The sequence below is a fragment of the Mesorhizobium sp. M0659 genome (genome assembly GCF_040320605.1).
Lineage (GTDB): Bacteria > Pseudomonadota > Alphaproteobacteria > Rhizobiales > Rhizobiaceae > Mesorhizobium.
In genome coordinates this window covers 110,405-136,140 of record NZ_JAMYPY010000008.1, presented here as the reverse complement: position 1 = coordinate 136,140, position 25,736 = coordinate 110,405, and the positions used below count along the sequence as shown (strand labels likewise).

At 62.5% G+C, this 25,736-nt stretch carries 25 protein-coding genes; 12 read left to right on the top strand and 13 right to left on the bottom strand.

Translation table 11 applies throughout. The features are described 5' to 3' along the window. Positions 1–100 precede the first annotated feature (100 nt). The 9 genes from NKI31_RS15370 (at position 101) to NKI31_RS15330 (ending at position 8,145) form a co-directional block, all read left to right on the top strand. Positions 101–883 (top strand): formyl transferase, encoded by a 783-nt coding sequence (locus NKI31_RS15370; RefSeq protein ID WP_352651989.1) that lies wholly within the window; start codon positions 101–103, stop codon positions 881–883. 188 nt (positions 884–1,071) lie between these two features. Beyond that, positions 1,072–1,374 carry a virulence factor gene (locus NKI31_RS15365; RefSeq protein WP_023670397.1) on the top strand — a complete coding sequence of 101 codons (303 nt, stop codon included), beginning with the start codon at positions 1,072–1,074 and terminating at the stop codon, positions 1,372–1,374. Continuing rightward, on the top strand, positions 1,367–1,990 hold the full coding sequence (locus tag NKI31_RS15360) for a methylenetetrahydrofolate reductase C-terminal domain-containing protein (RefSeq protein ID WP_352651988.1): 624 nt from the start codon (positions 1,367–1,369) through the stop codon (positions 1,988–1,990). Before NKI31_RS15365 ends, NKI31_RS15360 begins: the two co-directional genes overlap by 8 nt. Next, positions 1,987–3,078 (top strand): methylenetetrahydrofolate reductase, encoded by a 1,092-nt coding sequence (locus NKI31_RS15355; protein WP_352460720.1) that lies wholly within the window; start codon positions 1,987–1,989, stop codon positions 3,076–3,078. The genes NKI31_RS15360 and NKI31_RS15355 overlap by 4 nt, the downstream gene beginning before the upstream one ends. A gap of 80 nt (positions 3,079–3,158) precedes the next feature. Continuing rightward, positions 3,159–4,139, top strand: coding sequence for a methyltetrahydrofolate cobalamin methyltransferase (locus tag NKI31_RS15350; RefSeq protein ID WP_023688111.1), 981 nt, complete (start codon positions 3,159–3,161; stop codon positions 4,137–4,139). Between the two features lie 22 nt (positions 4,140–4,161). Then, positions 4,162–4,512: a hypothetical protein gene (locus tag NKI31_RS15345; protein WP_156929758.1), complete on the top strand. Its 351-nt coding sequence runs from the start codon at positions 4,162–4,164 to the stop codon at positions 4,510–4,512. 7 nt (positions 4,513–4,519) lie between these two features. Continuing rightward, complete coding sequence (locus NKI31_RS15340; RefSeq protein ID WP_352651987.1) at positions 4,520–6,589, top strand: ASKHA domain-containing protein; 2,070 nt, start codon at positions 4,520–4,522, stop codon at positions 6,587–6,589. 186 nt (positions 6,590–6,775) lie between these two features. After that, positions 6,776–6,943, top strand: coding sequence for a hypothetical protein (locus NKI31_RS15335; protein ID WP_196813564.1), 168 nt, complete (start codon positions 6,776–6,778; stop codon positions 6,941–6,943). Positions 6,944–7,194: 251 nt separating this feature from the next. Continuing rightward, on the top strand, positions 7,195–8,145 hold the full coding sequence (locus NKI31_RS15330; protein WP_023818043.1) for an alpha/beta hydrolase: 951 nt from the start codon (positions 7,195–7,197) through the stop codon (positions 8,143–8,145). 123 nt (positions 8,146–8,268) lie between these two features. On the opposite strand, the gene NKI31_RS15325 is transcribed toward NKI31_RS15330, so the two are convergent. Then, on the bottom strand, positions 8,269–9,168 hold the full coding sequence (locus NKI31_RS15325) for a LysR substrate-binding domain-containing protein (RefSeq protein ID WP_023670389.1): 900 nt from the start codon (positions 9,166–9,168) through the stop codon (positions 8,269–8,271). 202 nt (positions 9,169–9,370) lie between these two features. On the opposite strand from NKI31_RS15325, the gene NKI31_RS15320 reads away from it, so the two are divergent. The 3 genes from NKI31_RS15320 (at position 9,371) to NKI31_RS15310 (ending at position 11,342) form a co-directional block, all read left to right on the top strand. After that, positions 9,371–9,556: a hypothetical protein gene (locus tag NKI31_RS15320; protein ID WP_023681786.1), complete on the top strand. Its 186-nt coding sequence runs from the start codon at positions 9,371–9,373 to the stop codon at positions 9,554–9,556. A 363-nt stretch (positions 9,557–9,919) separates the two neighbouring features. After that, positions 9,920–10,054 carry a hypothetical protein gene (locus tag NKI31_RS15315; RefSeq protein ID WP_023681787.1) on the top strand — a complete coding sequence of 45 codons (135 nt, stop codon included), beginning with the start codon at positions 9,920–9,922 and terminating at the stop codon, positions 10,052–10,054. Positions 10,055–10,403: 349 nt separating this feature from the next. Continuing rightward, positions 10,404–11,342, top strand: coding sequence for a GlxA family transcriptional regulator (locus NKI31_RS15310; protein ID WP_348524244.1), 939 nt, complete (start codon positions 10,404–10,406; stop codon positions 11,340–11,342). Positions 11,343–11,355: 13 nt separating this feature from the next. Here NKI31_RS15310 and NKI31_RS15305 read toward each other — a convergent pair whose 3' ends face one another. The 12 genes from NKI31_RS15305 to NKI31_RS15250 all read right to left on the bottom strand — a co-directional run bounded on the left by NKI31_RS15305 (position 11,356) and on the right by NKI31_RS15250 (position 25,594). Beyond that, positions 11,356–12,153 carry an ABC transporter ATP-binding protein gene (locus NKI31_RS15305; protein ID WP_023696446.1) on the bottom strand — a complete coding sequence of 266 codons (798 nt, stop codon included), beginning with the start codon at positions 12,151–12,153 and terminating at the stop codon, positions 11,356–11,358. After that, the gene (locus NKI31_RS15300) at positions 12,150–12,923 is read right to left on the bottom strand and encodes an ABC transporter permease (protein WP_023688107.1); all 774 of its coding nucleotides are present in this window, start codon (positions 12,921–12,923) and stop codon (positions 12,150–12,152) included. The genes NKI31_RS15305 and NKI31_RS15300 overlap by 4 nt, the downstream gene beginning before the upstream one ends. 90 nt (positions 12,924–13,013) lie before the next feature. Next, positions 13,014–13,964, bottom strand: a complete 951-nt coding sequence (locus NKI31_RS15295; RefSeq protein WP_023825777.1) for an ABC transporter substrate-binding protein — start codon at positions 13,962–13,964, stop codon at positions 13,014–13,016. Positions 13,965–14,063: 99 nt separating this feature from the next. Continuing rightward, positions 14,064–14,909: a DUF1194 domain-containing protein gene (locus tag NKI31_RS15290; RefSeq protein ID WP_023681790.1), complete on the bottom strand. Its 846-nt coding sequence runs from the start codon at positions 14,907–14,909 to the stop codon at positions 14,064–14,066. Positions 14,910–15,000: 91 nt separating this feature from the next. Further along, positions 15,001–17,562, bottom strand: a complete 2,562-nt coding sequence (locus NKI31_RS15285) for a GcvT family protein (protein WP_352651985.1) — start codon at positions 17,560–17,562, stop codon at positions 15,001–15,003. Positions 17,563–17,716: 154 nt separating this feature from the next. Continuing rightward, on the bottom strand, positions 17,717–18,472 hold the full coding sequence (locus NKI31_RS15280; RefSeq protein WP_023815498.1) for an FkbM family methyltransferase: 756 nt from the start codon (positions 18,470–18,472) through the stop codon (positions 17,717–17,719). Continuing rightward, entirely contained in the window at positions 18,469–19,695 is a 1,227-nt protein-coding gene (locus NKI31_RS15275; protein ID WP_352651984.1) for a hypothetical protein, read from the bottom strand. Before NKI31_RS15275 ends, NKI31_RS15280 begins: the two co-directional genes overlap by 4 nt. A 33-nt stretch (positions 19,696–19,728) precedes the next feature. After that, positions 19,729–21,159, bottom strand: a complete 1,431-nt coding sequence (locus NKI31_RS15270) for an aspartate aminotransferase family protein (RefSeq protein WP_352652051.1) — start codon at positions 21,157–21,159, stop codon at positions 19,729–19,731. Positions 21,160–21,226: 67 nt separating this feature from the next. Next, positions 21,227–22,234 (bottom strand): NAD-dependent epimerase/dehydratase family protein, encoded by a 1,008-nt coding sequence (locus NKI31_RS15265; protein ID WP_023670374.1) that lies wholly within the window; start codon positions 22,232–22,234, stop codon positions 21,227–21,229. Then, the gene (locus tag NKI31_RS15260; protein ID WP_023670373.1) at positions 22,231–22,680 is read right to left on the bottom strand and encodes an EamA family transporter; all 450 of its coding nucleotides are present in this window, start codon (positions 22,678–22,680) and stop codon (positions 22,231–22,233) included. The genes NKI31_RS15265 and NKI31_RS15260 overlap by 4 nt, the downstream gene beginning before the upstream one ends. Before the next feature lie 124 nt (positions 22,681–22,804). Then, positions 22,805–24,157: an FAD-binding oxidoreductase gene (locus tag NKI31_RS15255; protein ID WP_352651983.1), complete on the bottom strand. Its 1,353-nt coding sequence runs from the start codon at positions 24,155–24,157 to the stop codon at positions 22,805–22,807. 3 nt (positions 24,158–24,160) lie between these two features. Beyond that, a complete protein-coding gene (locus tag NKI31_RS15250; RefSeq protein ID WP_352651982.1) occupies positions 24,161–25,594 on the bottom strand; it encodes a UbiA family prenyltransferase in 1,434 nt (477 codons plus the stop codon). Between the last annotated feature and the right edge of the window lie 142 nt (positions 25,595–25,736).

Sequence of the window (25,736 nt, the reverse complement as noted above, 5' to 3'; positions counted from 1 at the left end):
TCTCGCTGGCCGGGCGGTCATCAAGATTTAACCTCGCCCGGCACAGAATTGAGCCGGGCAGCGCACGGCAAATGGTTGCGCGCCGGCAAGAAAGCGTGCCATGGCATCAGCGGTTGAAAAAAGTGCTGCGATCGTCATCGTCACCGAAGGCGGACCGCACATCTGGGCAATCGTCAACGCCATCGCCGACCAGTTCGGTCCTGTCAGCGTCATCCTCGAAAGCCCTGAATCCAAAAAACAATTGCTGCTCGGCCGGGCGCGCCGCCAGGGCTTGTTTTCGGCCATCGGTCAACTCGGCACGATGGTGTTGACGAGGCTCGGCAAGCGCTTCTTCGCTGGCCACGCAGAGCGGCTCATCGCCGATCAGAAGCTTGAGACCGAGCCGAAGCCGGGACAAAAGATCATCCACGTCTCCTCCGCCAACGCAGCCGATTGCCTGCAGGCGATCGCCGACATCCGCCCGGGCGTGGTGCTGCTCGCCGGCTGCCGGCTCTTGTCCCGGCAGACGCTGGCGCAAATGCCCTGCCCGGTGCTCAACTACCACGCCGGCATCGCGCCCAAATACCGCGGCATGAATGGCGGCTACTGGGCGCTGGCCTCCCGCGATCTCCAGAATTTCGGCACCACCGTGCATCTGGTCGACGCCGGCGTCGATACCGGCGGCGTATTGAAACAGGCGCGCGGCAAGCCGGAGCCCGGCGACACTATTTCGAGCTATGCGTTGCGCCAGGCGGCGTTCTCGCGTGACATCTGCGTCGAGGCGGTCCGCGACGCCTTGGACGGAAAGTTGGCCACGATCGACCCCGGCCTGCCGTCGAAACAATGGTACCATCCGACGATCTGGTTCTATCTCTGGACCGGCCTGACCAAGCGGGTTTGGTAGCCAGCCTTCCCTCGGAATCTCGCCTTTCTTTTTGCGACGTCCAATAGCGTCGCTTTTGAATGCGCGCGCGTCGTCCCATAACAAGCAGCCCCACTGCGCATCCGGCAATGCTCGCACCTGCTGGACAAAGTGGTGGAGCGTCGTTTCCCTCATGGACGCACGGCGCTCTACAGGGAGTGAGAGAATTCATGGCCGATCTGATCGTCGTCTATTGGCGCGACATCCCCGCCCAGGTCATCGTCAAGAAGGGCCGGCAGAACGCCAAGCGCGAACTGCCGCTGCGCTTCACCGAGGCGATCGATATGTGCGCCATGCGCACCGGCGCCGGCGGCACCGACGATTACCTCGCGGAATGGCGCAAGGCCGATCCGATCCCGGTCGGCGACGACCTCGAAGCCGAGGTCGAGAAGGCATTCAGCGACATCGACGCGAAATACGACCGCGAGCGGCTGGTCGCTCTGGTCAAGGCGGGCGGGAAAGAAAATGTCTGAAACCACTCCTGCCAAAGAGGGGCCAAGGATTACCCAGCCGGTTACCCAGGCCACTCAGGTCAAGAAAGCAGCGCCGAAATCCGACTACAAGCCGGCCGACGTATCGCCGCAGCGGCGCGTGCAGCGCTCGTTTGCCATCAGGCTGTGGTCGATCCGCCATTCGCGATTGCTCGAATGGTTCTACTCCAGATTCGCAGACATGTTCCTGCTGCTCCATCCGCTGTGGAAAGGCCTTGGCTACGGCCGCGTCGAAGCGCCGATCAAGTTCGTTGAAAAACGCGTAAAAGGCTTCATGTTCGACTGCCGCATGTGCGGTCAGTGCATATTGTCCTCGACCGGCATGTCGTGCCCGATGAACTGCCCCAAGCAGCTGCGCAACGGCCCGTGTGGCGGCGTGCGCGCCAACGGCAATTGCGAGGTCGAGCCCGACATGCCTTGCGTCTGGGTCAAGGCCTGGGAAGGTTCGCGGAACATGGAGCATGGCGACAGGATCCTGACCGTTCAGAAGCCGGTCGACCAGTCGCTGCGCGAAACCTCGGCCTGGCTGCGGGTGACGGCGCAGTCGGCAGCGGCCCGTGAACCCGCTGCCAAAGCCAATACCGGAGCGGGCGCGTGATCGGCCGCCAGCGCGATGAAAACCCGGCCGGCATCCATCTGCCGCTAGATCCCCTGCCCGGCCACTCCTCGCGTGGCCGGCTGGAGCGCGTGCTGCGACGCGGCGAATTCGCCGTCACCACCGAGCTCAACCCGCCCGACAGCGCCGATCCCGAAGACGTCTATAACCGCGCGAAAATCTTCGACGGCTGGGTCGACGCCATCAATGCCGTCGATGCCTCCGGCGCCAACTGCCACATGTCCTCGGTCGGCATCTGCGCGCTTTTGACCCGCATGGGCTATGCCCCGATCATGCAGATTGCCTGCCGCGACAGGAACCGCATCGCCATCCAGGGCGACGTGCTGGGCGGTGCGGCGATGGGCGTCGCCAACATGCTGTGCCTCACCGGCGACGGCGTCCAGGCCGGCGACCAGCCCGGCGCCAAGCCTGTCTTCGACCTCGATTCCATGTCGTTGCTGGAAACCTGCCGCATCATGCGCGACAACGGCAAGTTCCTGTCCGGCCGCAAGTTGACGACGCCGCCGCAAATTTTCCTCGGCGCCGCCGTCAACCCCTTCGCGCCACCCTTCGATTTCCGCCCGATCCATCTCGGCAAGAAGATCGCCGCCGGCGCGCAGTTCGTGCAGACGCAGTATTGCTTCGACGTGCCGATGTTCAGAACCTTCATGCAGAGGGCGCGGGACTTGGGGCATACGGAAAAAGTTTTCATCCTGTGCGGCGTCGGCCCGCTGGCTTCGGCCAAGACGGCCAAATGGATCCGCTCCAACGTGCCGGGCATTCATATTCCCGATACCATCATCAAGCGGCTGGAATGCGCGCAGGACCAGAAGAAGGAAGGCAAGCAGCTCTGCACCGACATCATCAACGAGGTGAAGGAAATTCCTGGTGTCTCCGGCATCCATGTGATGGCCTACCGCCAGGAGGAATATGTCGCCGAGATCGTCGATGAATCGGGTGTGCTGAAAGGCCGCCAGCCATGGAAACGTGAGATCCGCCACGACGATCAGATGGTCGCCGACCGGCTCGAGAGCATACTGCACGACGACATTACCGAAACGCAGGTGGATATGGTGAAGACCGCGCACTGACAGCGCGGACGGCCAGCCATTCGCTTGAATGAAACCAGACAACGATATAAAGAAATCTTTATATCAGGCGGAGAGACTTCATGACCCGGACCATCGTCGCCTCGGCGACACGAGAGATCATCATCGGCTTCGACCAGCCTTTCTGCGTCATCGGCGAGCGCATCAACCCGACCGGCCGCAAGAAGCTGGCCGCCGAGATGATCGCCGGCAATTTCGAGACCGTCATCAAGGATGCGCTGGAACAGGCCGCCTGCGGCGCCACCATGCTCGACGTCAATGCCGGCGTCACCTCCGTTAATCCGAACGAAACCGAACCCGGCCTGCTCGTGCAGACGCTGGAGATCGTCCAGGGCCTTGTCGACCTGCCGTTGTCGATCGACTCGTCGGTGACCGCCGCCATCGAGGCAGCGCTCAAGGTCGCCAAGGGCCGGCCGCTGGTCAACTCCGTGACCGGCGAAGAGGAAAAGCTCGAAGCCATCCTGCCGCTGGTCAAGAAGTACAACGTTCCGGTCGTCGCCATCTCCAACGACGAGACCGGCATTTCGATGGATCCGGATGTGCGCTTTGCCGTCGCCAAAAAGATCGTGCAGCGTTGCGCCGATTTCGGCATTCCCGCGCATGACGTCGTCGTCGACCCACTGGTGATGCCGATCGGCGCGCTGGGCGATGCCGGCCGCCAGGTCTTCGCGCTGTTGCGCCGCCTGCGTGAAGAGCTCAAGGTCAACACCACCTGCGGCCTGTCCAACATCTCGTTCGGCCTGCCGCACCGCCACGGCATCAACGCCGCCTTCATCCCGATGGTGATCGGCGCCGGCATGACCTCGGCGATCATGAACCCGGTGCGCCCGCAGGAAATGGAAGCCGTGCGCGGCGCCAATGTGCTCAACGGCACCGACGAGAACTGCACCAACTGGATCAGGACCTACAAGGACTACAAGCCGGCCGAAGGCGGCCAGGCGGTCGCAGCGCCCACCGCGGTTAACGCTCCGGGCGAAGGCGGCGGCAATGGCAATGGCGGTCGCCGTCGCGGCGGCCGTGAAGCCCGCATGGCCAGGGGATAGAGCGAGACAGGACACGGTTTTCTTGACAGATCAAGACCGCACAAGGCCTGAAATGCCGAACTGGCAGGTAATTCTGCGAGTGGCTTTTTGCAGCGTATTTATGCTTTTGGCCGGGTCCTATGCCTTCGGCTATCTGAGTCATGAATACCTCCGGTATTTTGTTCTGTGTATCTACGCCACTGCCTTTCTAATGTTTGTCCTGATCGCATTTCCACTTCTGCTCGGGGCAATTCCCGCAAGGACATTGGACCGGCAAAGACTGGACAATTTCTCCATGTTTTGGCTGCGATGGTATCCGCTGCCGCTCATCGCTTCCTATCTGGCAAGCCTCGCATATGTGAAATCTTTTCCCAGTGCCGGCTTAGTCGAGTAATGAAAATATGAACTCGCCTGCAAACATTACCGATCCGCTCGTGCTGTTCATGCCGTCAGGCAAGCGCGGGCGGTTTCCTGTCGGCACGCCGGTGCTCGACGCCGCGCGCCAGCTCGGTGTCTATGTCGAAAGCGTCTGCGGCGGTCGCGCCACCTGTGGGCGCTGCCAAATCGAGGTGCAGGAAGGCAATTTCGCCAAGCACAAGATCGTCTCGTCCAACGACCACATCTCGCCCAAGGGCGCCAAGGAAGAGCGCTACGAGCGCGTCCGCGGCCTGCCCGAGCGGCGCCGCCTCTCCTGCTCGGCGCAGATCCTCGGCGACCTCGTCATCGACGTGCCGCAGGACACGGTCATCAATGCACAGACCATCCGCAAGGATGCCGACACCCGCGTCATCGCCCGCGATTCAGCGATCCGCATGTGCTATGTCGAGATCGAACAGCCCGACATGCACAAGCCGCTCGGCGATCTCGACCGCCTCAAGATCGCGCTGATGAAGGATTGGGGCTTCAAAAACCTCGAATTTGACTTCTACCTGATGCCGCAGGTGCAGGGCATCTTGCGCAAGGGTAATTGGACCGCCACCGCCGCCATCCACAAGGACGCCGAAAGCGACATCGCCCGCGTCATAGCACTCTGGCCCGGCCTCAAGAACGAAGCCTATGGGCTGGCCTGCGACATCGGCTCGACCACCATCGCCATGCATCTGGTGTCGTTGCTGTCGGGCCGCGTCGCCGCCTCGTCGGGCACGTCGAACCCGCAGATCCGCTTCGGCGAGGATCTGATGAGCCGCGTCTCCTATGTGATGATGAACCCGGACGGCCGCGAAGGCATGACGGTCGCCGTGCGCGAGGCGATCTCGGGCCTGGTCGACAAGGTCTGCGCGGAAGGTAATGTCCAGCGCAACGACATCCTGGATTCCGTCTTTGTCGGCAATCCGATCATGCACCATCTGTTCCTCGGCATCGATCCGACCGAACTCGGCGGCGCGCCCTTCGCGCTCGCCGTCTCGGGCGCGGTGCGCATCAAGGCCTCCGATATCGGCCTGAAGCTCAACCAGGGCGCCCGCCTCTATATGCTGCCCTGTATTGCCGGCCATGTCGGCGCCGATGCGGCGGCGGTGACGCTGTCGGAAGGCCCGCACCGCCAGGACGAGATGATGCTGATCGTCGACGTCGGCACCAATGCCGAGATCGTGCTTGGCAACCGCAAGCGGGTGGTCGCAGCCTCCTCGCCCACCGGCCCGGCCTTCGAGGGCGCCGAAATCTCCGGCGGCCAGCGCGCCGCCCCCGGCGCAATCGAGCGCGTGCGCATCGACCCCGATACGCTGGAGCCGAAATACCGCGTCATCGGCTCTGAACTCTGGTCCGACGATCCCGGCTTCGTCGATAGCGTGCAGGCGACCGGCGTCACCGGCATCTGCGGCTCCGGTATCATCGAGATCGTGGCCGAAATGTACCTCGCCGGCATCATCTCCGAGGATGGAGTGATCGACGGGTCGCTGGCCGAGCGCTCGCCGCGCGTCACGGTCAACGGCCGCACCTTCTCTTATGTCTTGAAGGAAGGCGAACCCAAGATCACCATCACGCAGACCGACGTGCGCGCCATCCAGCTTGCCAAGGCGGCGCTCTATGCAGGCACCAAGCTTTTGATGGAAAAGCAGAACACCGAACACGTCGACCGCATCCATTTCGCCGGCGCGTTCGGCTCGTTCATCGATCCGAAATACGCCATGGTGCTCGGCCTGATCCCGGATTGCGACCTCGACAAGGTCTCGGCCGTCGGCAACGCCGCCGGCGCCGGTGCGCGCATGGCCCTGCTCAATCGTGGCTATCGCCGCGAGATCGAGGACACGGTCAGCCACATCGAGAAGATCGAGACCGCACTGGAGCCGAAATTCCAGGAGCATTTCGTCTACGCCATGGCGCTTCCCAACAAGGTCGATCCGTTCCCGAAACTGTCGGCGGCGGTGAAATTGCCGCCACGCAAGACCGTCAGCCAGGATGGCGTCGCCGGCGACGCCGCCCCGCGCCGGCGTTCGCGTGAAGGCCATGCCGCCAGGCGCAGCCGGGAATAAGCCACCTTACGAAGGCCGCCAATTCGACCAATTTCATTTGTATGCAAATGTTTCCAGATCGCACCGATCTGGAAACCGAAACGCTGTTTTGGCGCAATACGTCCGATACAGACGTGAAGCATTTAACGGACATCGAATGGCGGACCGGACTATTCCGCCGCCACAACGCTCCAAAGGAGAATAGAGATGTTCGAGACCCTCGGCCGTTTTCGTGCGGCCATGAAGAATGCACAGGCCGTGCGCGCCATGAACAACCTGCCACCCGAAATCCAGAAGGACATCGGCTGGCCCGTGTCGCCGCGCATCGACGCCCAGACCAACCTGTCGCGTCTGATCCTGGGCTCGGGCCGCTGATGACCTTCGCCGACAAGTGCAAATTGCTGACTAAGCGCCGGGGCCGCCGCATGGTCCCGGCTGCGACCGACATCAAGCTTCGCGCCGCGCTGCTGCCCCGGCGCTGAGCCGCGCTGCGCAAAACAGCGGACCTGGCTGATCAAACAACCGTGTTGGCTTGGGCCAGAATCTTGACATTTCGGCTGGAGGTACGATCTTCGCGACAGTGGGGGAATTCTCTTAGTCGGCTGCGGCCGAGCTTGTGTAGGCGAATGCCCAGTTTCAAAAGCCACCTCGTTTCCTTCATCCTCCGGCACAGCCGCAAGAAGGCATTTGCCAGCCCGGAAAACCTGCAGCGCTGGATCGCCTATGCCCGCAAGACCGAGGATCATCATCCCCCGGCATTGCTGCGGGAGCGGCTCGATATCACCGAGCGCAGCGTCGATGGCTTCCCTGTCTATGAAATCGCGCCGAAGGCCGGCGAACGCAGGCGCATCCTCTACATGCATGGCGGCGCCTATGTCTTCCAGATCACATCCTATCATTGGGGGTTGATCGCCGAGGTGGCCGAGCGCTTGGGTTTCGGCATCACCGTGCCGATTTATCCCATCGCGCCGGAGCATGATTTCCACGCCATGTTCGGCATGGTCGGCGACGTCTACCGGCAGATGCTGGATGAGACCGACGCTGAAGACATCGTCTTCATGGGCGATTCCGCGGGCGGCAACATGGCCGTCGTGCTGACCATGATGGCGGCTGAGGAAGGCCTGCCCTTGCCGTCGCGCCACGTGCTGATTTCACCCGGCCTCGACATGTCGCTGTCCAACCCCGAAGTGTTCGAGGCGGAACGCAACGATCCGTGGCTCGGCATTTCCGGCGGGCTGGAAGCGATCCGCATGTACAGTGCCGGCATTGATCGCAGCGACTGGCACATCAGCCCGCTCTATGGCGACCTCGCGGTGCTGCCGAAGACCCTGCTTCTGACCGGCTCGCACGACCTGCTCAGCCCCGACAATCTGATCTTCGCCAAAAAGGCGCGCGCTGCCGGCGTCGACGTCGAGGTCGTCTACGAGGAAGGCATGTTCCACGTCTGGCCGCTGATCGAGATGCCGGAGGCGCGTCGCGCCAGGGACAGCATCGTCACCTTCCTTGAAGGTGAGCCAACTGCGCGGCGCACGGCGCGACCCGCTCTCGCGGCGCGCCCCGCCCAAGCAGCGGAATAGCAGAGCAATTCCAGGAAAAGTGTAAAACGGTTTCCCGGGAAAAGCGTGTAGCGCTTTCCCTTGGGAATTGCGTCAAAACAAGGAGTTAAAGCGGCTCGCGTTTCCGTGAAACGGTGAACCGCTCTAGAACTTGCCGGTTTCGCGGAAAAGCTCGAACGTCGCACGGATATGGTCGGCGACGGCCTTGACCGGCGCGCTGGCGTCCGGCGACACCACCATCGCCAGATTGTAGGTGCCGATATCGGGCATGCCGTCCTTCGGGCAAAGCTCGACCATGTCGTTGCCGAGGAATGACTTCGGCAGCGGCGCAACCGCGAGATCCGACATGATGGCGGCGCGCTGGCCTGCCGTGTGGGCGCTCATATAGGCGATGCGGTAATTGCGGCCTTCACGGCTCAGCGCATCGAGCGCGCCGGCCCGCCAGGCGCAGCCCTCTTCCCACAGCGACACCGGCAAAGGCTCGCGCAGATGCGCGCTGCCGCCCTTGGCGCCGGCCCAGACGATCGGCTCGGTGAGCAGCACCTCGGCGCCGAGTGCGCTGGTCTTGTAGGAATTGGTCAGCAGCGTGATGTCGAGCGCCCGGTCGTCCATGCGGCGGCGCAGATTGCTGCTCTGGTCGATGGTGACGTCGACGGCAATCGACGGATGCGACTGCGCGAAACGCTTCAGCACATGCGGCAACACGCGCTCGCCATAGTCGTCCGGCGAGCCGAGCCGCACCACGCCGACGATCTCGGGGATGATGAACTTCGACACCACCTCGCGGTTGATCGACAACAGCCGGCGGGCATAACCGAGCAGCATCTCGCCATCCGTGGTCAGCGTCACCGAGCGCGCATCCCGCGCGAAAACAGAGCGCCCGAGAATGTCCTCGAGCTTCTTGATCTGCATGGAGACCGCCGACGGCGTGCGGAACACCGCATTGGCCGCCGTGGTGAAACTGCCGGTCTCTGCAATGGCCACGAAGGTGCGCAAAACGTCGAGATCGAGCAGCGGCAGCGGATGATTGAGTGGGGCGTTCATCGGGATCGACCTTCAATTTTTCTGATGTGAAGCATCATTCCATTTCGTTTGATTGAACATCAGATTGGGAGGATAGTCAACTCCATCGAAGGCAGGACGTGCCATGGCTCCAACGCTCCTGACACGGAATTGCACTCGATGCGGAATATCCAGGCGACGGAACGCGTTCATGCGGGACGTGCCACAACCAAAGGAGAATGAAATGTCTATCCTGTCATCCATCGGTCGGCTTGCGACCGAATTGAGCGCGGCCCGCGCCCGCTTCCAGACCGAACGTGCGATCCGCTCGCTGCCGATCGAACTGCAGAAGGATATCGGCTGGCCTGAAGCTGCCGACACCAAGACCGGTGCACGCCACGGCGTCGGATCCTGGGCTGGAGCAAAGTAAACCATTGTGTACCTTGTGCTGAAGGCCTGCCGCGCAGACCAGCCCGGCAGGCCTTCTCTATTGGCCCTGCAGGCTTTCTCCAACTTATTTGCACTCAAATGATTTTCAGAGCCGTGTCGCCGCTGCATGGCGCATATGCGTCACTTGCATGGCGCCTCAATGTCGCCGGTAACACACTGTAAGTAATCGTAAATTTTGGGCACCATGCCCAATAATGTCGCAAACGATGTCGCATTTCCATTCAAGCGCTTCGCATTTGCGATTTAGTTTCTGCTCACGCAGGCCTATATCACCGTCAGCAAACGAGCTGCCCCACTCCATCAAGCGAAGGCGACCCGTCTGAGCAACCGATAGGAGATGATGATGAAGCTTTTTGCCCGCCTCTTTGCCCGCCGCGAAATGAACCTGACGACCGCTCTCGAGCGCCAGCGCCTTGCCAATACCATGCCCGGCCAGACCGGTGCCATGAATGCGGTGCGCCTCGGTTTCGTTGCCTGAGATAACGGCTAGCGCTCAGCGCTTCCCTGCCGCTGCCGATAGTCGATAACAGCGCCGCTTCGGCTTGACCGAAGCGGCGTTTCTCATTTTTGGCACCTATGCCGCCGCCACCATGCCCAATCCGTCGGCAGCCCGTGCCTGTCATCCCGGACGATTGCTCATTTGCGACCCATGTCGCAAATATAGTTTCCGCTTAGCCCCCTAGCCGATTGACAGGAATGGTTTTTCCTGATGTCGCTGTGCTGTTCGCGACATCCTGTTCGCGCCATGGCCGCGTGAGGTTCCCTTGAACGCCGTAAAGCATCCGATCAAGCGATCGTTTGTATTCTTCCTTGTCCCGGACTTCACCATGATCGCCTTTGCGACGGCGCTCGACCCGCTGCGCTCGGCCAACCGCATGCTCGGCTATGAGGCCTATCGCTGGCGCCTCGCCAGCATCGACGGCAAGCCGGTGCGCGCCTCCAACGGCGTCGAATGCGCCGTCAACACCTCGCTCGAGGAAGAGCGCAAGAAAATGGCCGGGCCGGATCGGCCGAACATGGCCATCGTCTGCAGCGGCATGAATGTCGAGCGCTACCAGAATAGGTCGGCCTTCGCCTGGCTGCGCGAGGAATACAACAGAGGCGTCGCCGTCGGCGGCCTGTGCACCGGCGCGCATATCCTTGCCGCCGCCGGCCTGCTCTCCAACAAGCGCTGCGCCATCCATTGGGAAAACCTGCCGGGCTTTTCCGAGGCCTTTCCCAAGGCCAACGTCTTTGCCGACCTCTTCGAGATCGACCAGAACATCTACACCTGCGCCGGCGGCACCGCCGCCCTCGACATGATGCTCAAGCTGATCGGCGACGATTTCGACGACAATCTGGTCAACCGCGTGTGCGAGCAGGTGCTGACCGACCGCGTGCGCAGCCCCACCGACCGCCAGCGCCTGCCGCTGCGCGCCCGCCTCGGCGTGCAGAATTCCAAGGTGCTGACCATCATCGAACTGATGGAAGGCAATCTCTCCGAACCGCTGTCGCTGATCGAGATCGCCGACCATGTCGACCTGTCGCGCCGCCAGATCGAGCGCCTGTTCCGCACCGAGATGGGCAGATCCCCTGCCCGCTACTACTTGGAAATCCGCCTCGACCGCGCCCGGCACCTGCTGATCCAGTCCTCGATGCCGGTGGTCGAGGTAGCGGTCGCCTGCGGCTTCGTCTCGGCGTCGCATTTCTCCAAATGCTACCGCGAACTCTATGCCCGCTCGCCGCAGCAGGAGCGCGTCGACCGCAAGCAATTGCTGGCGGCCTGATCCGAAAACGCACTCAGGCTTCGGCGGGCTGCGCCTGTACTGTGCGCATCGCCTCGACGCGGATATCCTCGGTCAGCCGCGCCTTGAGCGCCGAGAACTCCCGGCTGGTCTTCAGCGTATAGTGACGCGGATGCGGCAGGTCGATGGCGACATCCGACTTGATGCGGCCTGGCCGCGCGCTCATCACGATCACCCGCGAAGCCATGAAGATCGCCTCCTCGATGTCGTGGGTGACGAACAGCACTGTCTTCTTGCGCCGCTCCCAGATGCCGAGCAGCAGTTCCTGCATCAGTCCGCGCGTCTGGTTGTCGAGCGCACCGAACGGCTCGTCCAGCAACAGGATTTCGGGGTCGTTGGCCAGCGCCCGGGCGATCGCCGTGCGCTGCTGCATGCCGCCGGACAGCTGCTTTGGCCAATGGTTCTCGAAGCCCTTGAGCCCGACGAGGTCGACATAGGAAGCGACGATCCCGTCTCGCTCCTTTTCGGCCATGCCACGTTCGCGCAGTCCGAAGGCGATATTCTGCGCCACCGTTAGCCACGGAAACAGCGTGTAGGACTGGAACACCATGCCGCGATCCGGTCCCGGCCGCGTCACCGCCTTGCCGTCGAGCAGCACACGGCCTTCGCTCGGCGCTTCCAGGCCGGCAACGATCCTGAGCAGCGTCGACTTCCCGCAGCCGGACGGCCCCAGAATGGTGATGAAGTCGTTGGCCGCGACCGCAAGGTCGACCGGCATCAGCGCCTTGACCGGCTGCCCGCCGCGCACGCCGGCGAAGGTTCGCGAGACGCCTTCGATAAGCAACTTGCTCATGCCAGGCTCCAGGGAAAGAGCCAGCGATTGAACGCCTTGAAGGCGAAGTCGGACAACAGTCCGATCAGCCCGATGACGATGATGCCGAAGATGATCTGCCCTGTCGCCAGCCGCGACTGGCTGTTGATGATCATGTAGCCGATGCCTGAGGACGAACCGATCAGCTCGGCGACGATGACATAGGTCCAAGCCCAGCCGAGCACCAGCCGCAGCGTCTCGGCAATCTCGGGCGCATTGGCCGGCATGATGACCCGTTTGACGATGCCGCTGTTGGTCGAACCCAGCGTATAGGCCGCCTCGACCAGGTCGCGCCGCGTCGAGCCCACCTTGACCGCGACGATCAGGATGATCTGGAACACCGAGCCGACGAAGATGACCAGCAGCTTTTCCAGCTCGCCAATGCCGGCCCACAGGATGAGCAGCGGAATGAAGGCCGAAGCCGGGAGGTAGCGGGCGAAGGAGACGAACGGCTCCAGAAACGCCTCTATTGGTTTCCAGGCGCCCATGGCGATGCCGATCGGCACGGCGACGATCGACGCCAGCAGGAACCCGCCGAAGACCCGCCAGATGGTGATCAATATGTCGAGCCAGAAGCGGTCCTCGACCAGCAGCCGCCAACCATCCCGCAGCATCGACAGCGGGTCGGCGAGGAAGATGCGGTTGACGTGGCCGCCAAGCGTGATCCACGCCCAGAAGGCGACGAACAGCACGAAGAAGGAAATGCCAAGCACGGTTCGAATGCCCGGCGACACCGGATGCAAGGGGCGCATCTTCAGATCGTCCGCATCGTCAAATCATCACTTGTCCAGGAGAGAGCGGCGGCCCTAGGCGCCGCCGCACAATGGTCAAAGGCCGGACTATCAGTTCGCCACCGCGCTGGTGTCGGCCAGCGTGGCAACATCTGGCGCTTCCTTGATCAACCCCATCTGCAGCAGAAGCTCGCCGGCGGTCTTGGAAAAGTCCTGGAATTCCTTGGTGAAGAACTGCTTGTTCTCCGCCTTGTCGGCCCATTTCAGGTATTTCGCCGAATCCTCGAATTCTTTCGCAGACTGCTTCACGTCGGCGCCCATGATTTCGTAGGATCTCTGCGGATCGCTCTTGATCAGGTCGAGCGCTTCGAAATAGCTGTCGGCCAGCGCCTTGGCGGCGTCGGGATTGGCGGTGAGGAATTCAGGCGTGCAGCCGACCGTGTCGAGCACCATCGGGTAGTCGAGCGTGGTCGCCAATATGTGGCCCTGATCGGACTTGTCGCGCACCGCCGAGATGAACGGCTCATAGGTGACTGCCGCATCGTTCTGGCCGGCCAGGAAGGCTTGCGCCGCCGCATCCGGTTCCAGGTTGACGACGGTCACATCCTTGGTCGACAGGCCGTTCTTGTTCAGCACCCAGGCCAGCATGAAATAGGGCGACGTGCCCGGCGCCGAAGACGCGACATTCTTGCCCTTGAGGTCGGCGACGGTCTTGATGTCGTTGCGCACGACAATGCCGTCGGCGCCATAGGATTTGTCGAGCTGGAAGATCTGCTTGGTGGTGACGCCGCTGGCGTTCCACACCAGCCAGGTCTCGACCGTGGTGGCGGCGCATTGCAGATCGCCGCTGGCGATGGCGAGCGGCCGGCTGGCCTGCGGCACCTTCTTCAGGGTCACGTCGAGGCCATGCTTCTCGAAGATGCCGGCCTGCTTGGCGAGCGTCAGCGGCGCAAAGCCGGTCCATCCGCTGATGCCGATGGTGACCGATGTGGCAGCCTCGGCCGGCACGGATATTGCAGCCGCAAGCGCCAATGCCGCGGCAGCGACGATGGTCTTGTTCATGTCGGTTCCCCTTGTTTTTTCGGATGCCGAATTGTGTCACAGACGCCCATGGGCTTGTCAATGAAACCGGCCCTTCACGGCAGCGTGATGATGCGAACGCTAACGCGCATCGAACATCCAGCTGCGGTCGCGCCACATCTTTTCGCCGACCTGGCAGTCGGTCGGCCGGTCCTGCGCCAGCACCACCGGCGGATGCCCGGCCTCCTCGCGCGCCCGTTGCGGCGAAGCGGCGCCGGCCAGCTCCAGCACCAGCTTGCGGCGGATGGCTTCGGGAAACTGCGTCCAGTCATTGACCGGGATCATGAAGGATCCGGGACCGCCGATGACGCAGTCGCTGTAGTAGCGGTCGAGATTGTTGACGTCATAGGCGCCGCCGAACCCGCCGCGCGTCATCAGCGGCAGGCCGTTGATGATGATGCCTTGCTTGACCACCGCGTCTCGGGTGATGTCAACGGGCGCGCCCTGGTTGTTGGGTCCGTCGCCGGAAATATCGATGACGCGCTTTGTCCCCTGAAAACCGCTTTCGGCGAAGAGATCGCTGCCGAATTCCAGCGCGCCGGAAATCGAGGTGCGCCGGGCGCTGGCCGGCGCATGGGCGGAAAGCTGCGCGGCCACCCGCTCGGCATCGGCCCGGCTGGCGATCACCGTCCACGGCACGACGACCTGCTGCGTGGTCGCTCCCGCCCATTCGACATAGGTGACGGCGACCTTGCCGTAGGCGCCATCGGCGATGGCCTGCAGAACATTGTCGTGCGTCAGCGCAGCAGCATAGCCGTGACGCTGGATTTCAAGTTCGCCTGGCGACATCGACAGCGACACGTCGACGGCCAGCACCAGCTCGACGTCGACCGGCTCGGCGGCTTGAACCGGCGGCACCAGCCAGAGCCCCAGCGCCAGCGCGGCGCTGCCTGAAAGGAAATGTCGTGCGCAAGAAAAAGCAGACATACCCGAAGGTAAGCGAAAACCGGCTGCTGACAAAGCAAAAAGCCCGGCGAGGTGCCGGGCTTTTCGATGTGTTGGTTGGAACCTATGACGCTCAACTCCTCGGCTTCAAATTCTCTGGATCGTAGAGCGGCTTGTAACCAACCGCCGCCACTTCTACCGGGTAGGTCTCGCCGAAATATTCGATGGCGAGCTTGCGGCCTTCCTGGGCATGGGCCCAGGGCAGATAGGCGAGGCCGATGTTCTTGCCGATGGTCGGGCCATAGGCCATCGACGTGGTGAAAGACCGGCGGCCGAGTTCGTCAACCAGCGTCTCGCCGGTCTTCGGATCCATCACCGGCATGGTGCCGACGGGATAGCGGGCAACGCCTTTCGCATCGACGTTCTCGGTCATCACCAGCGTGCACAGGATCGCCGGCTGGTGCTCGCGGGCGCGGTATTCGACATGTTTGGCCTTGCCGCAGAAATCGTTCTCCTTGACCTTCGGTCGGGCAAGGTCGGCCTCAAGCAGATTGTACTCGGTCAGAAGGTCGGCGTTCTGCAGGCGCAGGCTCTTTTCCATGCGCCGGGTGTTGGCATAGGTCTCGACGCCGAACGGCATGACCCCGGTCGAGCGCAGCGCGTCCCAAACGGCCAGGCCGTCCTCGTAGCGCATGTGCAGTTCCCAGCCCTGCTCGCCGACATAAGAGATGCGGAAGGCGGTGACGTCCTTGCCGCCGATCCTGACCGGCTTGATCGCCGCGAAGGGGAAGTTCTCGAGCGAGAGACCATCCGGATTTTCGACCACTTTCTGCAGCGTCGCCCGCGCGTTCGGTCCCCAGATGCCGATGGTGACGTATTTTTCCGTCACGTCGGTGATGGTGACGTCAAAGCCTTTGTCCTGCGCGGTGCGCTGCATGTAGCGGAAGTCGCGCGGACCGGCGTCGGCGCCGTCGATCAGACGGCAGCGGTCGGCCATGCGGATGACGGTGAAGTCGGCGCGCACCATGCCTTCCTCGTCGAGGAAGTGGGTGTAGATACCCTTGCCGATATTGTTGTCGCCACCAATCTTGGCCGCGCACAGCCACTCCAGCAGCGCGACATGGTCCGGCCCTTCGATGTCGTACATCGAGAAATGCGAGAGGTTGACGATGCCGCAATCCTCGCTCATCGCCAGGTGCTCGGCATTGGACACCCGCCAGAAATGGCGGTTGTCCCATTCGTTCTCACGTATGGGAACCCGGTTGCCATACTTCTCCAGCAGATGCTCGTTGGCGGCATAGCCATGCGCGCGCTCCCAACCGCCCAGCTCCATGAAGTAACCGCCAAGCTCCTTCTCGCGCTCCCAGAACGGCGAGCGGCGGATGTTGCGACCTTTGGAGAACGGCTCGCGCGGATGCACCGCTGGATTGTAGACCTTCATCGCCGTCTCGGTGCAGCGATCCCAGATGAACTGCTCTTTCGTCTGGTGCGGATAGAAGCGCGCATAGTCGATGGCGTGATGGTCGATTTCCGTGCGGCCGTCCGTCATCCAGTCGGCGATCAGCTTGCCCATACCGGGGCCGTCCTTGACCCAGATGGCGACGGCGTACCAGAGGCCCCTCACCTTCTGGCTCTCGCCCATGGACGGGCCGCCATCGGCGGTCACCTGCAACAGGCCGTTGAAGGAATGGCTTTCGTTGTAGCCGAGTTCGCCCAGGATCGGCGTCAGTTCCATGGCGCGCTCCAGCGGCGCCAGGATCTGCTCCATGTCGAGATCGCGCTGCGACGGCGACAGCCGCGCCTGATCCTTTTCCAGCAAATCGCGCGGATGGCAAAGACGCGGATTGGTCTCTTCGTAGTAACCCCATTCGATCTGGCCGCCTTCGGCGGTCTTGGGATCGCCGGTGTCGCGCATATAGGCCGAATTGCCTTGGTCGCGCAGCAGCGGCCAGCCGATCTCCTTGCCGGTACCGGCAAACTCATTGTAAGGCCCGAAGAAGGTCAGCGGATGGTCGATCGGCATCACCGGCAGGTCTTCGCCGACCATCTCGGCGATCAGCCGGCCCCAGATGCCGGCGCAGACGATGACATAATCGGCCATGATCGTGCCGCGGTCGGTGACGACGCCCTTGATGCGGCCTTCCTCGACGATGAGAGATTTGGCGGGCGTGTTGGCGAAGGATTTGAGTTTCCCCGTAGCTTCCGCCTGGTCGACCAGCTTGCCGGCGACGGTCTGCGAGCGCGGGATGACCAGGCCGGCGTCCGGATCCCACAGGCCGCCCTGCACCATGGACTCTTCGATCAGCGGGAATTTTTCCTTGATCTCGGCCGGTTCGATCAGCCGGGCGCGGGTGCCGAAGGATTTGGCCGAGGCGATCTTGCGCTTGATCTCGTCCATGCGGCTGTCGTCGCCGACGCGCGCCACTTCGAGACCGCCGATGCGGGCGTAATGGCCCATCTTTTCGTAGAAATCGATGGAGTAGAGCGTCGTCCAGCACGACAGGAAATCATGGCTCGTGGTGTAGCAGAAGTCCGAGGCATGCGCGGTCGAGCCGATATCGGTCGGGATGCCCGATTTGTCGATGCCGACAATGTCGGTCCAGCCGCGTTCGATCAGGTGATGGGCGATCGATGCGCCGACAATGCCACCCAGGCCGACGATGACGACCTTCGCCTGTTTCGGAAACTCTGCCATTGCCGCGACTCCAAGGGGATAAAGCGGGCGCGTCCGCGCCCGTTCGAATGGCGCACAATATGCAGAGGACGTGGATGGAGCTACCGCCTGTTTGCGACACGTCGCGGATGCGACGCGACCCGGCGCGCCGGCGTGCCGCCAGTGGCGATCTATCTCAGGCGAAGGCCCAGATGTCCTCGGCCTGGAAGCCGACCTGATAGCCTGATGTCTTGAGCTTGACCACGACCTCGCCGATTTCAGCCGCCGGCAGCGCGCCGACCTCGACCTTGATCATGCCGGGGCGGTAGCGCTTGAGGTCGAGCTGTTCGAAGACGATCCAGTCGGCGCCCTCGCAATCGACCAGGAAGGCGTCGATATGCGTGATGCCGTTGCGGTCGAGCAGCGTCTGCAGCGTTTCCGACGGCACCTCGATATCCCTGAGGTGCGGCGCGAACTTGTTGAAATTGGCGTCGGCCTCGCCCCAGGCATTCTTGCCCGACATCAGATTGGTGTCGGTGACCGATGAGCAGCCGATGAACTCGACCGGCAGCGTGCCGGCCTCGAGTGCCGCGGCATCGAAAGTGTGGACGGTGATCGTGCCTTTGGTTTTTGTCACCGCGACCGGTTCGACGACGAAGCGTTCCGTGTCGGGATAGTTGGCGCGCAACCGCTTCTGATTGTACGGGATCGGCTCGACCAGCACGGCCCGCGCCCGCGGAATGCGGTGCAGCCACGGCGTGACGTCGTCGAACAGCGCGCCGTCGCAAGCGCCGACATTGACCATCTGGAAGGATTGCCCACCGCCAAACCGCGCCTTCAGCGCCGCCTTGGCCAGGAATTTCGTGCCACGCAACGCCGGCCCGCGATCAAGCAGGCCGGCAGGCAGGCCGAGTGAAAGGGCGATGCGCGCCAGCCCGGAAATGGAACTCATGGCTTATCTCCAGGTATGGCGATGGGCCGCCTTCCATTCAGGCTTGCCGACGCCCACAGCGCCATGATCGGGCCGACAAGCAAAAGGTAGGGCGGCAGAAGGTTCGGGAAGTAGATGCGGGTGTCGTGGATCGGAAAGACGGTGAATTTCGCCAGCACGCCAAGCACCAGCGCTGCAAGCAGGATGCCGGCGCGACGATCGAGCCGGAAGCCGGCGCGGCCGAGCGCAAACCACGCGGCCAGCGCCAGAACCGAGACCCCGACCCAGCTGTTGATGCTGATGGCGCGAATGAAGGATGCGGCAAACGCCTTGAGATAGGCGCCAACCGAGAACGGCGGCTCGAAGCCATCCATATTGTAGTGCTGCTCGATGCTGGAGAACCACAGATGCGGCCACCAGCCGGGATGCTGGGCCCAGTGCGAAATCGCGAAATAGGCGACGAAGGACGCGGCAAAGCCGGCCAGCGCGCCCCACGCCCGCTGCCGGAAGACCAGCAGCAGCACGGCGAAAATGGCCAGGAACACGATGTTGTCCGGCCGCGCCATGAAGGCCAGGAAAAGCAGGACAGCGGTCGCTGCCTCGCGGCCGCGCACATAGGCAAGCAGCCCGCCGAGGAACAGCGCCGAGCACAACAGATCCGGGGTCGAGGCGCGTGCGGCATCGCCGAAATCGGCCATGATCAGCACCGCGCCGACCACAGGCGCCAGCGCAAGCGCGCCTTCGGTTCGCAGCCACAGCAGCGTGATCATCCCGAACAGCAGCACCGAGACCACCTGCAGCACCCGCATCGCCTCGACCGGCGACATCACCGAACTCATCGTCGACAGCATCTCGGCATAGAGAAACTTGATCCGGTACATGCCAAGCAGCGAGTGAAAGTCGGCGGCATTTTGCGCCATATGGCTGCGGAAGCCGCCGCCATCGTCAGTCAGCGCCTTGTAGTCGGCGGCCGAAACGCCGGCCTGGACCGTCCTGTAGGCATAGTCATGCAATGCCTGCGCATCGGGATAAGCGCCCTCCTCGGCGATTGCGAGATAAGACAGCATGTCCCAATTGGCATCGGGCATCGTCCAGGCGGTAAACGCCGTCAGCAGGATATAGAGCGAAAACGCGATCGCGCCGATTGGCGCGGCCCATCGCGCATAAGTCCCCTCGCCCCACGCCAGAGCGGCCGCGGTCAGCCGATCGAGTGTGTTTTGCGGGGCGGGAGACTTGCTCAGCATTGTCGGACTCGGGACTTCGCTCAACGGACTTCTTTAACGGACCTGGCTTTTGACGAAATCCTTCACGATCCCCACGATGCCGCGCGACAGCAGGCTATCGAAGGCATCGACGAAATGGTCGACATGCTCGCGCTGGCAGATCAGCGGCGGCTCGAGACGGATGACGTTGCGGTTGTATTCGGTGAAGGCGACGAGCACGTCATAGTCGCGCAGCAACAGCGCGCCGACGAAGCCCGACAGCGAGCCCTTCAGCTTGTCGTCGAGGACGCTGACGATCGGACGCAGCACCATCGGCAAGGTCTGCGAGAAGTCGTGGAACTCGAGCCCGACCATAAAGCCTTTGCCGCGCACATCCTTGATGATCTTCGGGTACTTCTCCTTCAGCGCCTGCAGGCGCTGCAGCAGATAGTCGCCGGTAGTGGCGGCGTTGTCGATCAGCCCCTCATCATAGAGCACGTTGATGCCCTCGATCGCGGTGACGCAGGCCTCGCCCATGCCGCCAAAGGTGGCCATGGCATGGATCATCGCCGTCTTCGGCGTGCCATAGGCCTTCATATAGACCTCGCGCCGGGCGATCATCGCGCCGACCGCCGCCTTGCCGGCGCCGAGCGATTTCGCCAGCGCCGTCACATCGGGCACGACGCCATAATGCTCGAAGGCATAGAAGCGTCCCGAACGGCCATAGCCGCACTGCACTTCGTCCGCCACCCACAGCACGCCATACTGGTCGCAGAGCACGCGCAATTTCTGCCAGTATTGCGCCTCTGCCTGGATGATGCCGCCGCCGCCCTGGATTGTCTCAAGCACGATGACGCCGACCTCCGGGTCGGAGCGGAACAGCCGCTCGACCGCTTCGATATCGGCGAACGGAATGCGAACGGTGTTCTCAGCCATCTTGAAGTCCGCGCGGTAGAGCTGGCCATCGGTAATGCCGAGCACGCCCTTGGTCTTGCCGTGGAAGGAATTCTCGGCATAGACGATTTTTGGCCTCTTAGGCCCGGCGGCGCGCTCGGCGAGCTTCACCGCCGCTTCCATCGCTTCCGAACCCGACGAGCCCAGAAACACCATGTCGAGATCGCCGGGCGAGCATTTGGCGATGTTGTGCGCGAGGGCCGATGCATATTGCGACATGAAGGCGATCGCGATTTCCTGGCGCTTCTCCTCCTGGAATTTGCGCCGGGCCTCCAGGATGCGCGGATGGTTGTGGCCGAAGGCCAGCGAACCGAAGCCGCCGAAGAAGTCGAGAATCTTGCGGCCGTTCTGGTCGATGTAGAACATGCCTTCGGCACGCTCGATCTTGATCTTGTGGAAGCCGAGCAGCTTCATGAAATGCAGCTGGCCCGGATTGAGATGCGCCTTGAACAGGTCGGTCATGCGCGCAACATCCATCGCCTTCGCCTGCTCGACGCTGATCAGGTCGGGCTTGGCGATGGCGGTAGGCGACAACGCCGGCGCGCCGACCATGGTGCGCGCGTTCGTCTGCTCAGGCTTGGCCATGACGGTCATTTCGGAGTTCTCCTGGTCGTCCCACCTATTCGGCGGGGACATGATTTGCGGTGACGGCAAGCCCGTCTTTCTTGGCGCGGTATTCGCTGTAGGCGGCGATCAGCATGTCCTCGTCGCGATATTGCGGCACCCAGCCGAGCTGGCGCTCGGCCTTGGATACGTCGAGCACGCACTCCTCATCGGCGATCAGATATTGTTCGGGATCCATGATCGGCATGTTCATGAGATCGAGCAGGTCGAGGGTGCGCTTGACCGCCCAGCCGGGAGTCGGGATCAGCAGCGATTTCGAGCCGGCATGCTTGATCAGGTCGCCCAGCAATTTCTTCACCGGCGGCGGATTGAGGGAGCCCAGATTATAAGCCTGGTTGGGCACGCCTGCCTTCCAGGCCGAGCGGGCAGCTTCCGCGCAATCGAACACCGAGATGAACTGATAGGGGTTCTTGCCCGAGCCGATCATCGGCACAGGAAAATTCCAGTCGATCAGTTTGAACAGCTTTTCCAGGATCCCGAGCCGGCCGGGACCGATGATCAGACGCGGGCGAAACAGCGAGATCGACATGCCGCGCTTGCGCCATTGCGCGGCGAGTTCCTCGGTCTTCTGCTTCGACCATCCATATTCGCCGAGCGGCGCGACCGGATGTTCCTCGGTCATCGGCTGGGTGACCGTATGGCCGTAGATCATGTCGGTGGTGTAGTGGACGAGCTTGGACGCGCCGGCCTTGTCCATCGCCTGCATGATGTGTTCGGTGCCATGGAAATTCACCGGAAAGAAGAAGTCGTGACGCTTGGCCCGCACCTGGATCGGCGACAGCATTTTGGCCGACAGGTTGTAGATCATGTCGTCGGCCTTCAATCCGATGTTGGCCACCGAGGCCGTATCCGTGACATCGCAGGTGACGAAGCGAACGTTGCGATAGTGCGTCAGGTCGCTCTTGACGATGTCGGCAACGACAACCTCTTCACCATCGGCCACAAGCTTCGGGGCAAGATGACGGCCGACGAAGCCGTCGCCGCCGAAAATAACATGTCTCATCGAACGATCTCGTTTGTCTGGATCTTGTCGGGGATGATGGAAGCGGTTTGGTCGTCATGCCCGCGCCCGCCCAAGTCTCGACCGCTTTGCGCGATCAGCACGGTGCCGACGCAGATGAAGGCGATGCCGGCAATGCGCCAGGCATTGAGGTCCTCGCGGAAGATGAAATAGGCGAAGATCGCAACCGCGACATAGGCAAGGCTGAGGAACGGATACGCAAAGCTGAGCTCGACCTTGGACAGCACATAGAGATGCGAAGCCATCGAGATGACGAAGGTGCACAGGCCGAGAAACACCCATGGGCTGAAAACGACCTGCAACAGCCTCAACAGCGGATTGGTGCCTTCGAACGAAATCGGCCCGAGCGACATCATGCCTTGCTTCAGCATCAGCTGCGCGGCGGCATTGGTCATGACCGTGAACAGAATGAAGACGATGTATTTCATATTTTGCACCCGCCACTCGCAACGATCCTATTACGAACCTGCAAACATTTCATGAAGTCACGGCAATGCTTTGAGTAAACCACGGAACTTACGATCTATTAACCATGACTTATTCGGATTGTACCTATTCAGCTGCCTTGACACGCCCTGGCCGGTCGTTGAGCTTTTTCGCCGTCCGCAGCCAGAAACTGGACACGAACGCCGGGTCGCGCAGCGCTTCAAGCCGCTGCCAATTCGGGAAGGAGGCCGCGAAAGTATCAGCGCCCATGCGCGCATCCTTGTACGGGTTGACCGCGCCGCCGGCCGCGACCGTGATGCGGTCGAGTTCGCTGAGCAGGGCCAGCGTCCTGTCGCCGCGATTGGGGAAATCCAGCGTCAACGTGAAGCCTGGCCGCGGAAAGGACAGCAGCCCCGGCGAGCGGATCGAGCCGAAGCGCTTCAACACGGTGAGGAAAGAGCCCTGCCCGGCCCGTCGCGCCGCCTCGAGCAGCGCCGGCACGGTCTGACGCGCGACATTTTCCGGCACCACGCTCTGGTGCTGGTAGAGACCTTTCGGGCCATACAGCCGATTCCAGTCGCCGACACCATCAAGCGGAAAGAAAAAGCCCTGGTAGCCGGTTTGGCTCGGCCCCGGCGAGCGCCCCTTCTTCCACCGATAGGCGGCGTTGAAGGCGGTGAGGAACGGCCGGTTGAGCACATTGAACGGCGGCTGGAACGGCACTGAAAAACGGGAGCCGGCGCGAGACGCCGCATGCGAACCATACTCGGCATGATTGCCTGTCAACAACAGGCCGCGCCCGCGGCCATGGCCGCCGGCAAGCTGGTCGATCCAGGCGACGGCATATTCATTGGCCTGGTCGGCGGCCTCGGCCAGTTCGAAGAATTCGCCGAGATCGGCAAACCGCGTTACCTTCTCGGCGATATCGAGCGAATGCACCCGCATCAGCCGGATCGAGGCCGACAGGATCAGGCCGGTCAGCCCCATGCCGCCGATCGTCGCCGCAAACAGCCTTGCATTGTCGGTTGCCGAGCAGGTGTAGGTCCGCCCATCCGAGCGCAGCAGCGTGAACGACTCGACATGGCAGCCAAAGGTGCCGCGCCGGTGATGGTTCTTGCCATGGACGTCATTGGCGATCGCGCCGCCAAGGGTGACGAACTGGGTGCCTGGGACCACAGTCGGAAAGAAACCGTAAGGTGCAGTGTGCGCAATGATATCGGAGAGGAACACGCCGGCCTCCGCCTCGAGCAGGCCGGTCTCGGCATTGAAGGCGCCGATGCGGTTCAGCGGCCGCATGTCCACGACCGCACCTGGCTCGTTCTGGCAGGAATCACCGTAGGAGCGGCCATTGCCATAGGCGAGCAGAGCGTTCTTTGTCGCCTTGCCGCTTCGCATCAGCGCGATGGCATCGTCGGCCGCGATGGCTCGCTTTGCGGCCGGCGTGGCGAAGCCAAAACTCCGGTACCGTTCGCCGGCCATGCCCTACCAGCCTCCCGCGACCAGAAGGGCGGCGCCGATCACCACGACGATCTGGCTTCGCCAGTCGCGAATGATGAAGATGACCGGATCATCATTCATCTCGTTGCGGCGCGCCAGGATCCAGACCCGCATGGTCAAATACAGCACGATCGGCGCCAGCGGCCAGACCAGCCAGGGATGCGGATAGAGTTCGCGCACGGAGACGCTGTCCATGTAGAGCGCCAGCACCAGCGCCGAGGAGAAGGCCGACGCCATGCCCGCCTGGGCGACGATCTCCTGATCTTCGATGCGGTAGCCGCGACCGGCAATGCGCTCGCCCACCGGAATGGCTGTGGTGCGCAGTTCGACATAGCGCTTCACCAGCGCCAGCGACAGGAAGAAGAAAATCGAGAAGGCAAGCAGCCAGAACGAGACTTCGACCCCGGTCGCCGCAGCACCTGCCAGCACACGCACTGTGTAGAGCCCCGCCAGCGTCAGTACGTCGGCCAGGAGCATGCGCTTGAACGACAGCGAATAGGCTGTGGTCACCACCAGATAGCCGGCGAGCACGCCCAGGAACTCGATCGGCAACAGAAGCCCGGCGGCAATGCCGATCGCCAGCAGCACCGCCATCGCGCCGAGACCGAACGGGATCGACAAAGCGCCGCTGGCGAAAGGCCGGTTGCGTTTGGTCGGATGCTTGCGGTCGAGCGCAAGGTCGAAGAAATCGTTGAGAATGTAGATGGCGGAAGCCACGGCGCTGAAGGAGACGAACGCCAGCAGGCATTGCCAGATCATGTTGATGTTGAAGTATTCATGCGACAGCACCATCGGCACCGCGATCAGCGAATTCTTCAGCCACTGATGCACCCGCAGCATCTTGACGTATGTCTTCAATGTCCCTTTCGGCGCCGGCATCCTTTCGGCGCTATGCGCGGCCTGCCAGCGCTTCGCATGGCGGTCGGGCGCCACGACGATGGCGTTGCGTGCGGCTCCGAAAACCTTGAGGTCGTGCCGGCTGTTGCCGGCATAGTCGAAACCGCCGTCCCCATAGGCGGCGATGAGCGCGTCGCGCTTGCGGCCCGAGGTCATGTTGTGGGGACCGTCGGTCGCCAGCACATAGTCGAAGACGCCCAGATGCGCGGCGATCGTCTCGGCGAACTTGCGTGGCGTACCGGTCGCCAGCACGATCTTGCGTCCGTCGCTATGGTCGGCGAGCAGCCGCTGCAGCAGCGCTTCGCGATAGGGCAGCGAGGCCGGATCGATGTCGATGCGGTCGGCGATGGCTTGTTTCAGCCGCGCCGGGCCGGCGGCCAGCCAGAACGGAACCAGGAAAACATAGAGCGGATTCTTCTTGAGCAGGATGAACAGGCCTTCCCAAAGAAGATCGGTCGCAATCAGCGTGCCGTCGAGGTCGACCGCAAGCGGGATTGCGTTCTTGTCCGACCGCGCATCCATATCTTTCCTGCCCAGCTCAAAAACCCGTCGCGCCACGTTTCGGCGTCTGGGTATCCGGCATAGCGAGCAACGGCGCAACGAACGTTAAAACGTCTGGTTGCAACGGATATGCGCCGGGGTATTTCCCTCGTCATCGTTAAGC